The organism is Chromobacterium fluminis (assembly GCF_011602385.1).
GTDB lineage: Bacteria > Pseudomonadota > Gammaproteobacteria > Burkholderiales > Chromobacteriaceae > Chromobacterium > Chromobacterium fluminis.
This window is the reverse complement of the sequence record NZ_JAAOMA010000014.1, coordinates 112,908-122,543: the sequence shown is the minus strand read 5'-3', so window position 1 is coordinate 122,543 and position 9,636 is coordinate 112,908. Positions and strand designations below refer to the sequence as shown.

At 62.3% G+C, this 9,636-nt stretch carries 9 protein-coding genes; 5 read left to right on the top strand and 4 right to left on the bottom strand.

Annotated elements, in window-relative coordinates:
* Positions 1 to 88: 88 nt before the first annotated feature.
* Entirely contained in the window at positions 89 to 595 is a 507-nt protein-coding gene (locus HA052_RS12025; RefSeq protein WP_166452098.1) for a TPM domain-containing protein, read from the top strand.
* Between the two features lies 1 nt (position 596).
* Here HA052_RS12025 and pdxA read toward each other — a convergent pair whose 3' ends face one another.
* Genes pdxA through HA052_RS12010 form a run of 3 tightly spaced genes read right to left on the bottom strand, consistent with a single transcriptional unit; the run spans position 597 to position 5,152 of the window.
* A complete protein-coding gene (gene pdxA, locus HA052_RS12020) occupies positions 597 to 1,577 on the bottom strand; it encodes a 4-hydroxythreonine-4-phosphate dehydrogenase PdxA (protein WP_166452097.1) in 981 nt (326 codons plus the stop codon).
* Between the two features lie 2 nt (positions 1,578 to 1,579).
* The gene (locus HA052_RS12015; protein WP_176219544.1) at positions 1,580 to 2,869 is read right to left on the bottom strand and encodes a peptidylprolyl isomerase; all 1,290 of its coding nucleotides are present in this window, start codon (positions 2,867 to 2,869) and stop codon (positions 1,580 to 1,582) included.
* A 9-nt stretch (positions 2,870 to 2,878) separates the two neighbouring features.
* On the bottom strand, positions 2,879 to 5,152 hold the full coding sequence (locus tag HA052_RS12010) for an LPS-assembly protein LptD (RefSeq protein ID WP_166452096.1): 2,274 nt from the start codon (positions 5,150 to 5,152) through the stop codon (positions 2,879 to 2,881).
* Positions 5,153 to 5,226: 74 nt separating this feature from the next.
* On the opposite strand from HA052_RS12010, the gene amgK reads away from it, so the two are divergent.
* Genes amgK through ruvA form a run of 4 tightly spaced genes read left to right on the top strand, consistent with a single transcriptional unit; the run spans position 5,227 to position 8,156 of the window.
* Positions 5,227 to 6,258, top strand: coding sequence for an N-acetylmuramate/N-acetylglucosamine kinase AmgK (gene amgK, locus HA052_RS12005; protein ID WP_166452095.1), 1,032 nt, complete (start codon positions 5,227 to 5,229; stop codon positions 6,256 to 6,258).
* Positions 6,259 to 6,260: 2 nt separating this feature from the next.
* The gene (gene murU / locus HA052_RS12000; RefSeq protein WP_206118881.1) at positions 6,261 to 6,968 is read left to right on the top strand and encodes an N-acetylmuramate alpha-1-phosphate uridylyltransferase MurU; all 708 of its coding nucleotides are present in this window, start codon (positions 6,261 to 6,263) and stop codon (positions 6,966 to 6,968) included.
* A gap of 4 nt (positions 6,969 to 6,972) precedes the next feature.
* Positions 6,973 to 7,524, top strand: a complete 552-nt coding sequence (ruvC, locus tag HA052_RS11995; RefSeq protein ID WP_166452094.1) for a crossover junction endodeoxyribonuclease RuvC — start codon at positions 6,973 to 6,975, stop codon at positions 7,522 to 7,524.
* Positions 7,525 to 7,562: 38 nt separating this feature from the next.
* Complete coding sequence (ruvA, locus tag HA052_RS11990; RefSeq protein WP_081546818.1) at positions 7,563 to 8,156, top strand: Holliday junction branch migration protein RuvA; 594 nt, start codon at positions 7,563 to 7,565, stop codon at positions 8,154 to 8,156.
* A gap of 493 nt (positions 8,157 to 8,649) precedes the next feature.
* Here ruvA and HA052_RS11985 read toward each other — a convergent pair whose 3' ends face one another.
* A complete protein-coding gene (locus HA052_RS11985) occupies positions 8,650 to 9,387 on the bottom strand; it encodes a BON domain-containing protein (RefSeq protein WP_166452093.1) in 738 nt (245 codons plus the stop codon).
* Positions 9,388 to 9,636 lie beyond the last annotated feature (249 nt).

Sequence of the window (9,636 nt, the reverse complement as noted above, 5' to 3'; positions counted from 1 at the left end):
GCGGCGGATCTGGCGGTAGTCGCGGAGGCGGCGGCTGGTCCGGCGGCGGCGGCGGGTTTGGCGGCGGCGGCGCTTCGGGAGTTTGGTGATGTGGCAATCATGGAATAGAGCGCTGCGTCACTTGGCCAGCACCGGCTGGTTGGCGCGGCGGCGGTTTCCCGCTTCGGAATTGGCGCGTTTGCAGCAGGGGATCGCGGCTTCGGAACGCGAGCATGCCGGCCAGCTGCGCTTTGTGGTGGAGTCGGCGCTGGACTGGCGAGACGCCTGGCGCGGCATGAGCGCGCGGGAACGTGCGCTGGAGTGGTTCGGTCTGTTGCGGGTATGGGACACCGAGGAAAACACCGGCGTGCTGGTGTATGTGTTGCTGGCGGAGCGTCGCATTGAAATCATCGCCGACCGCGGCATTGATCGGCGGGTGCCGCCCCAGGCCTGGGAGGAGATTTGCGCCGAAGTCGGCCGCGCGATGGCGGAGCGCAAGCGGGTGGCCGGCCTGGAAGCCGGCTTGTGGCGCATACACGCCTTGTTGATCGAGCATGCGCCGCTCCGAGGCGGGCCTAGCGTCAATGAGCTGCCGGACGAGGTGATCGTCCGCTGAGTCAGCCTGCGGCGGTGACGGCGAGCTGTGTCGCCAGTTGTACGGCCTCGAACAAGCTGCCGGGATGTGCCCGGCCGCTGCCGGCCAGATCCAGCGCAGTGCCGTGGTCGACGGAGGTGCGGATGATGGGCAGCCCCAGCGTGATATTGATGCCGGCCCCGAAGCTGGCGTGCTTGAGCACCGGCAAGCCTTGGTCGTGATACATCGCCAGCACCGCGTCGCAATGCCGTAGTTTGTCGGGGTTGAACAGGGTATCGGCGGGCAGGGGCCCGATCAGGTCCATGCCCTCCCCGCGCAGCCGCGTGAGCAAGGGTTCGATGATTTCGATTTCCTCGCGCCCCAGGTGACCGCCTTCGCCCGCGTGCGGATTCAGGCCCGCCACCAGCACCCGCGGCGCGGCGATGCCGAACTTGGCGCGCAGGTCCGCGATCAGGATGCGGATGACCTGCTCCAGGCTGTCCGCGGTGATGGCGTCGGCGACGTCCCGCAGCGGCAGATGGGTGGTGGCCAGCGCCACGCGCATGCCGCCGCCGGCCAGCATCATCACTACCTTGGGCGTGTGCGTGCGTTCGGCCAGGTATTCGGTGTGACCGGAGAAGGCGACGCCGCCGTCGTTGATCACGCCCTTGTGTACCGGCGCGGTCACCATGGCGGCGAATTCGCCGCTAAGGCAGCCGTCGATGGCGCGGTCCAGCGTCGCCAGCACATAGCCGGCGTTGGCCGGGTCCAGCCGTCCGGGGACGGCGGGGGCCGCCAGCGGGACATGGCAAATTTCCAGCCCCTGTGTTGGCGCCGGCGCGCTCGGGGCGTAATCATGAAGCGGAAGCGAGAGACCAAGCTGGCGCGCGCGCGCGGCCAGCATGGTCTTGTCGCCGATCAGCACGCAACGCGAGCCGGTTCCGGCTTCTGTCAGCCTCAGCGCCAGGTCAGGCCCCACGCCGGCCGGCTCTCCGGTGGTGACGGCCAATACGGGGACGTCCATGCTTACTTCTCGTCCAGCCGTTCTTCGACGAAGGCGGAGTCGCGCAGCTGGCGCACCCAGTCGGCGTATGCTTGTTCGATCTTGCGGGAGCGGATCTGCTGTTTGACCGCCAGTCGTTCGCGGTCGCCGGACACGTCCTGATTGCGCTTGCCTTCCACCAGGATCAAATGCCAGCCGAAGGGGGTGCGAACCGCTTGGGATAGTTGGCCGATTGGCAATTGCGTCATCGCGCTTTCAAAATCTGGCACCAGATCGCCCAGGTTGACCCAGCCCAGATCGCCGCCTTTGGCGTTGCTGCCGTCTTCGGAGTAGAGCTTGGCCATGTCGGCGAATTTGGCGCCGCGCTGGATGCGGTCGCGCACTTGTTCGATGCGGGTTTTGGCGTCGTTGGCCGACACCGCTTCGTTGGTGCGGATCAGAATGTGGCGCACATGGTATTGCTCCACCATCATCGGCGCGCCGCTGTCGCGCTTGTCCTGCAACTGGAAGATGAAGAAGCCTTGCTGAGTGCGGATCACATTGGTGTGCTGGCCGGTTTTCAGCTGTTCCAGCATCTGCACGAATTCAACCGGCAGCGACACCGCGCTGCGCCAGCCCATATCGCCGCCTTTCAGCGCATTGGGAGCGTCGGAGTAGCTGGCCGAGACTTTGGCGAAGGACTGACCCGATTCCAGCTCCGCCAACGCTTTTTCGGCTTTCTTCGACAGGGTGTCGATCTGCTTGGCGTCGGCGCGTTCGGGAACGTTGACTAGAATGCTGGCCAGATGGTATTCGGCGCGGTTGCCGCTCTGTGCGCTTTTCAGCACTTGATCGACTTCGGTTTCGTTGACGTTGACCTTGGCGGCGACCTCGCTGTCGCGCAAGCGAGCGATGGTCAGTTCCTTGCGCACTTCGGCGCGTAGCTTGTCGAAGGCCAGGCCTTCCTTGGCCAGCTGGGCTTTCAGGCCGGCCACGTCCATCTTGTTCTGCTTGGCCAGATTGGCTACCGCCTGATCCACTGCGGCGTCGTCTATGCGCAGGCCGCCGCTGGCGGCGTACTGCAGTTGAACGTCCTCGGTGATCATCTGTTCCAGCATTTGTTTTTCCAGCACGGCGCGGGCCGGCGGCGTGACTTTCTGAGCCTGAAGCTGCTTGATGGCCTCGTCGACGCGGGTTTGCAGGTCCAGCCAGGTGATCACATTCTTGTTGACCACCGCAACGATGCGGTCCACTTCTTTGACCGGGGTTGCGGGAGCGGCGACGGCGCCTTGCAGGGCGCCGGCCAGCAGCAGGGCGAGCAGAGTCTGTTTCATGGTCATCGCTTATAAATCGTTAGTCTTGCTATAGCCGGGAATCGCCAGCTTCAGCGTGTTGAGCGGATTGTTGCCGAAGCCGCCAAGTCCCTTGAATTCCAGCTGGAAATAAATGGCGTTCTTGGTGGTGGTCAGGTCGCTGACATAGCGCTGACCGACTAGCCGCGCCGACCAGCAACCGTCGTTGTACTCGAATCCGGCCAGTTGTTCCAGCGGCTTGCGGTCGGCCAGCGAGTAGTTGTAGCGGCCCAGCGCATACCATTTCTTGGCGATCGGCCATTGCGCGCCGATGTCGACTTGGCGCAGCGGGCCGTATAGCGAGGAGTTGTCCAGTTGCTCGTAGCGGCCATAGCGATAGCGCGCGCTGAGTACTTTGCCGGGCGCTGGGTTATAGCGCAGTTGAGCATTGTAGCGTTCGGTGGTTTTCAGCGCCTCGTTCCATTCGTAGGAGCTGTCCAGCCGCCAGCCCTGGGCCAGGTCGCCGCTGGCGCCCAGCAGCAGATTGGAGCCGCTGACGGTGCGCTGTTGCGGCACACCAGTCAGAGAGATGTCGTCCTGGTTGAAATAGTAACGTTTGCCCACGGTCAGCCGGATCCGTTCCAGACCGTTTTCCTGGCTGATCAGGCGGCTGGTCAGCGCTGTGGTCAGCTGATTGGCGCCGTTGATGCGGTCGGAGCCGGAGAAGCGGTTCTCGGTGAACAACTGCGCGAAGTTGAAATCATTCTCCGAGGTGTCGAAGTTGGGCAGATTGTTCTGGTTTCGGGTCGGGATATTGACGTAGAACAGCCGCGGCTCCAGCGTCAGCAGGTGATCCTCGCCCAGAAACTCGGTATCGCGGTCGAAGTAGAGGCCGGCGTCGGTACTGAAGATGGGCAGGCTGCGCGACACCGAACGGGCTTGCTGACCGGGGAGCGCGTCCAACTGGTATTCAGTCAGATGCATGCCGATTTTGGGCCGCAGAAAGCCCCAGCTCTTGTCCAGGCTCCACGTCAGGCTGGGATAAGCGACCAGGCGGTCGCCGTTTTGCAATGTCGGGTGGGAGAAGCGGGTCAACTCGCTCTGCAGGTTGGCGCTGAAGCCTTGAGGCAGTTTCTGGCTGGCGTTAAAAATCAGCTGAGGCAACCGCGCGTAGGGAATGTCGCCGGGAGCGGGGTTTTCCAGCAGCGTCTGATAGCGTTGCGCACGCAAGGTGGCGTTGGCCGAACCGCCCTGCCAGCCGAAACCGTAGCTGAGCCAGGCTTCGCGTACCAGGTTGACGTTGGCGGCGATGCTGAGACGATCGCCGAAATCTTTGAAGTAGTTGGGGTCCGAGACGTAGTTGGCGTTGTAGCCGAAAGTCAGACCCGGGGCCAACGTCTGGCTATGGGTTGCATACCAGGCGTAGCGGTTTTTATCGGTGACCTTGTCCTTGGGCAGTTGCTCAGTGTAGATCGAGCCGGAATAGTTGGGCTGCAGGTAGCGGAACTCCGCGCCCAGCATGGTGCCGTGCTTGTCGTTGAAATGCGGGGTGATGGTCGCGTCGTAGTTGGGCGCGATATTCCAGTAGTAGGGCAGCGCGATTTCAGTACCGTTGGTGCCGGTCTTGAAGGTGGGCGGCAAGAAGCCGCTTTTGCGGTTGCCGTTGAGCGGGAAATCCATCCACGGCGTGTACAGGATGGGCATGCCGTAGAAATTCAGCCGCGCGTTGCGGGCGGTGCCGACGCCGCTGTTGTAATCGAGGTCCAGCAGCGAGGAGTTCAGATACCAGGAGTCGTTGCCGGGCTCGCAGCTATTGATGCGGCTGTTGTAGACCCGATACTCGTTCTGGCCGCGGAAGTCCACTTGCTGGCCGTCGCCGCGCATCGGCACCGTGCTCATAGGGCGGGCGCCGGCCGGCGTGCCTTTGGCGGCCGGCGCGGGCTTGCCCATGGCGAATACTGGGTCCATGCCGGTGCCGCTGTAGTTGGCGACGTTGTAATCCAGCGTGGTGCCGGTCACCACATCGACGCCGCGCGTCATCTTGAAGTGGTCGCCGGCCTTGACTCGGTCCTTGTTCTGGTAATAGTTCAGCCAGTCGGACTCCAGCTTTTGGTCGTCGCGAGTGACCACCACGTTGCCGCGGGCTTTCAGCTCCACATTCATCTCTCCGTCCATATCGTCGGCGGTGACGTGGGTCTGGCCTTCGGCCTTGGGCGGTGTGGGCAGGGCGATCGGGGCGTCTTCATCAGCCAAGGCCAGCGCCGGCTGCAGTGAAAACGCGGCCGCCAGCGCCAAGGCTAGCGGATTGGGTTTGATTCTGGGCATGCACAAAGCCATATCTAAGGGGCGGCGGGGCAGTATAAAATCAGCCAATTCTATCAGCACCAAGACGAAGCGACATGCATAGACAGGAACTCATCAAAAAATGGCTGGCGAATTTGTACCCGGGGCAGGACATCGGGCTCGAATTCGCTGCCGCGGATGCCGACTTCCGGCGCTACTTCCGTGCGACCTGGCCGGATGGCGCGAGTTGCATCGTGATGGATGCGCCGCCGGAAAAAATGAGCACCGACGCCTATGTGCAAGTGCGCGACGTTTTCGCCATGGTCAATGTTCCCAAGCTGCTGGCGCGCGATCGCGAACAAGGTCTGCTGTTGTTGGAGGACCTGGGCCGGGTGACCTATTTGGCCGCCTTGGAGCATGATGGGCGCGAGCAGGTGCGGCGCCATCTGCTGCTGGAGGCGCTGGACACCCTGGTGGAGATTCAGTCCGCCAGCCAGCCGGGAGTGTTGCCGGAATACGACGAAGCGCTGCTGACGCGCGAGTTGAACCTGTTTCCGGAATGGTTCTGCGCCAAGGAATTGGGACAGCCGCTGAATTTTGCTCAACGTCAGTTGTGGGACGCTGGGGTCAAGGCCTTGCTGCCGGTGTTGCTGGCCCAATCCAAGGTGTTTGTGCATCGGGATTTCATTGTGCGCAATCTGATGCTGACCCCGGGAAAACCGGGGGTGTTGGACTTTCAGGACGCGGTGTACGGCCCTGTCAGCTACGACATTGTCAGCCTATTGCGCGACGCTTTCATTGAATGGGACGAGCCTTTTGTGCTCGATATCGCGATCCGCTATTGGGAAAAGGCGCGCGCGGCCGGTCTGCCGGTGCCGGCGGAGTTCGACGCTTTCTATCGTGATTTCGAGTGGATGGGGGTGCAGCGCCACTTGAAAGTGGCCGGCATTTTCGCGCGTTTGTTCCATCGCGACGGCAAGGACAAGTATCGCGCCGAGATTCCGCGTTTCATCAGATATCTGAAACGGACCATCCGTCGTTATCAGGAACTGGCGCCGTTCTATCAATTGCTGCTGCAGTTGGTGGGCAAGGATCAGACCGACGAAGAACTGCAGTCGGCCTATCCGGTAATGAGCTACAAGGGGTGAGCATGCCTAAAGCCATGATTCTGGCGGCCGGCCGCGGCGAGCGGATGCGGCCGCTGACCGACCATGCGCCCAAGCCCTTGTTGGCCGTGGGCGGCAAGCCCTTGATCGTTTGGCAGATCGAACGCCTGGTGGCCGCGGGTTTCGCCGATATCGTGATCAATCATGCCTGGCTTGGAGCGCAGATCGAACAGGAGCTGGGCGACGGCGGCCGCTTTGGCGCGCGTATCGCTTACTCCGCCGAGGGCGAGCCATTGGAGACAGCCGGCGGCATAGCCAAAGCCTTGCCCATGTTGCGGGAAGGGAGGGAGCGGGCCTTTCTATGCGTGGCGGCGGACATTTACACCGATTACGATTACGCCGGCCTGTTGCCCCGGCTGGCCGCGCTGGAGCGACGTGAGGAGCCTGGAATGCACCTAGTGATGACGGACAACCCAGTCTTCCACGCCGGCGGCGATTTCGCGCTGGCGCCGGATGGCGGCTTGCGCGCCGACGGCGAGCGCAAGCTGACTTTCTCCAGTATCGGTCTTTACGACACCCGCATGTTCTCCAGCCTTCCCGCAGGCCGCTTCGCGCCGATGCGCCCGTTCTACGACGCCGCGATCGCGGCGGGGCGGGCCAGCGGCGAGTATTTCAACGGTGTCTGGCACAATGTAGGCACGCCGCAGCAATTGCAGCAGTTGGATGCACAATTGCGCGCCGGTCCGGGCTGAGGCGATGTCGGCTCCGTCTCTTCCCGGCGCGCGCCGCATCCTCGGCATCGATCCCGGCAGCCGCATTACCGGCTTCGGGGTGATCGACCTGGTTGGCCAGCAACGCCATTACGTGGCCTCCGGCTGCATCCGCACACCGCAGGGCGCGCCTTTGAGCGAGCGCATCCGCGTGATCGTCGACGGCTTGTTCGGCGTGATCGATACCTATCGGCCACAGGCGGCGGCGGTAGAGCAAGTGTTCGTCAACGTTAATCCCGCGGCCACGTTGATGTTGGGCCAGGCTCGCGGCGCCTGTATTACTGCGCTGGTGTTGAGGGATTTGCCGGTGGCGGAATACACTGCGCTGCAGGTCAAACAGTCCGTCGCGGGTCACGGCAAGGCCGCCAAAGAGCAGGTGCAACACATGGTGGTGCGGATGCTGAATTTGTCTGGTACGCCCCAGGCCGATGCCGCCGATGCGTTGGCGGTGGCCTTGGCGCACGCCAATCTCAGCGCCGGTGCTTTGGGCCAGCTGGCGCAAAGCGGCTTGAAAATTCGAGGCGGCCGGCTGGTGTAGCCGGTGTGCCTGTAATCGCTTGATGAAAGAATCCGAACATGATTGGACGCCTGAGCGGCAACCTCATCGAAAAACTGCCCCCGCAAGTGGTGTTGGACGTCAATGGAGTCGGTTATGAAGTCGATGTGCCGATGACCACTTTTTACCAATTGCCGGCTTTGGGTCAAAAAACCACGCTGTTCACCCACCTAGTGGTGAGGGAAGACGCCCATTTGTTGTTCGGCTTCGCCAGCAAGGAGGATAGACAAACCTTCCGGCAACTGGTGAAGGTGACCGGCATCGGCGCCAAGATCGCCCTGGCCATCCTCTCCGGCATGACCACCGACGATTTGGCGGTGGCGGTGGCCAGCGAAGATATCAAACGCCTGTCCTCGGTGCCGGGTATTGGCAAGAAAACCGCGGAACGCCTAGTGCTGGAACTGCGTGGCAAGTTGGCCACCGGCAGCAATCTGACCGCCCCAGGAGGCCTTGCCTTTGCCGTCACGCCGGATGAGAAGGGCGACATCGTTAACGCCTTGCTGGCGCTGGGTTACAACGAGAAGGAAGCCGCCGCCGCCACCAAGGGCCTGCCGGCTGACGTGACGGTGAGCGAAGGCGTGCGCCTTGCCTTGAAGAGTCTGATGAAGTTTTAAAAACGTGTTTACGATCTCGCTAGCAAAGGAGAGGCAAAGCGAAAACCGCGGAGAAAGCGGACTATACGGGTGGTACTCGAAGGGCACTTACCGTGGCTACGCCTCACGAAACGCAGCAGACCTTAAGCAGATTCTTAGCGTTTTGCAATGGGTGGCGGTGTGGGCCAGGCGACTGCCACATCGTTAAGAGCCGCTAACAAAACCCCTGATGCTGCGTTGCGCCGACTTGCCGTACTCAATGTACTGTCTGCGTCGGCGCGCCTTGCCTCAGCCGTAAAACTGAGTTTTGTTAGCGGCTCTTAAGAGGGGCGGGGGCGGCCAAGAAAGAGCGGTGTGCGTTGGTCCTCCATAAAAAAAGCCACCCAGAAGGGCGGCGAATGGAGGCGGGCACACTTGCGTGTGTTCCTTGGGACGACTCCGGGTAAGCAAGTGTCGGCGCGGCAGGTCATGACAAGCGAGCCAGGGGGTTGCGCGCCGACGAATTAAAGCGGAATTAGCCAGCGGCTTTGAGGGTGACGTTGGTGCGCACCGAGGTCACGCCCGGTACGCGGGAGGCTTCTTCAGCTACGCGGCGCAGCGCTTCTTCGCTGGGCGCGGTGCCGTTCAGAGTGACTTCGCCCGCTTTCACGCTGGTCTGGATATTGGCGCCAACCTGAGCCGCGGCTTTGGCGACAGCTTCCTGGACAGCCTGGTTCAGACCGGTGGCTGCGCTTGGCGCGGCTTCGGCGATCAAAGCTTCGGCAGCGCTGGCGTCGCCCTTGGCTGCGGTGGCGCGTTGAGCTTGTTCGGCCGGAGCGCTGGCGTCGCCCTTGGCTGCGGTGGCGCGTTGAGCTTGTTCGGCCGGAGCGCTGGCGTCGCCCTTGGCTGCGGTGGCGCGTTGAGCTTGTTCGGCCGGAGCGCTGGCGTCGCCTTTGGCTGCGGTGGCGCGTTGAGCTTGTTCGGCCGGAGCGCTGGCGTCACCTTTGGCTGCGGTGGCGCGTTGAGCTTGTTCGGCCGGAGCGCTGGCGTCACCTTTGGCTGCGGTGGCGCGTTGAGCTTGTTCGGCCGGAGCGCTGGCGTCGCCCTTGGCTGCGGTGGCGCGTTGAGCTTGCTCGGCCGGAGCGCTGGCGTCGTCCTTGGCTGCGGTGGCGCGTTGAGCTTGTTCAGCCGGAGCGCTGGCGTCTTGAGCCGCCCAGCTGGCGCCGGCGAACAGGGAAGTCATCAGAGCAATGGCAAGAGTGGATTTCTTCATGGGATTAACCTTTTCGAGAGAGTGAGTCACATCGCTTGCGCTTGAGTCTGCCGCGCTTCGATCATTTGCGCTCTCCCTATGGCAAAAGGCGTGCCAGTTTTTATTTTTTATTGTTTTTCAAAGACTTATGTTTTTTTATGGCTTGAGTTGGTTTGCAGGAAGCTACCATTCTGTCGCCGTTTGGCGACAGAATGGTGGTGGAAATGGGCAGGACTTTGATTTGACTGGGATTTTACCTGTCGTCGATTA

Excerpts from the sequence above, each read along its gene's own strand:
- HA052_RS12025 (WP_166452098.1), top strand. The coding sequence starts at position 89 with ATGTGGCAATCATGGAATAGAGCGCTGCGTCACTTGGCCAGCACCGGC.
- pdxA (WP_166452097.1), bottom strand. The coding sequence starts at position 1,577 with ATGGACGTCCCCGTATTGGCCGTCACCACCGGAGAGCCGGCCGGCGTG.
- HA052_RS12015 (WP_176219544.1), bottom strand. The coding sequence starts at position 2,869 with ATGAAACAGACTCTGCTCGCCCTGCTGCTGGCCGGCGCCCTGCAAGGC.
- HA052_RS12010 (WP_166452096.1), bottom strand. The coding sequence starts at position 5,152 with ATGCCCAGAATCAAACCCAATCCGCTAGCCTTGGCGCTGGCGGCCGCG.
- amgK (WP_166452095.1), top strand. The coding sequence starts at position 5,227 with ATGCATAGACAGGAACTCATCAAAAAATGGCTGGCGAATTTGTACCCG.
- murU (WP_206118881.1), top strand. The coding sequence starts at position 6,261 with ATGCCTAAAGCCATGATTCTGGCGGCCGGCCGCGGCGAGCGGATGCGG.
- ruvC (WP_166452094.1), top strand. The coding sequence starts at position 6,973 with ATGTCGGCTCCGTCTCTTCCCGGCGCGCGCCGCATCCTCGGCATCGAT.
- ruvA (WP_081546818.1), top strand. The coding sequence starts at position 7,563 with ATGATTGGACGCCTGAGCGGCAACCTCATCGAAAAACTGCCCCCGCAA.
- HA052_RS11985 (WP_166452093.1), bottom strand. The coding sequence starts at position 9,387 with ATGAAGAAATCCACTCTTGCCATTGCTCTGATGACTTCCCTGTTCGCC.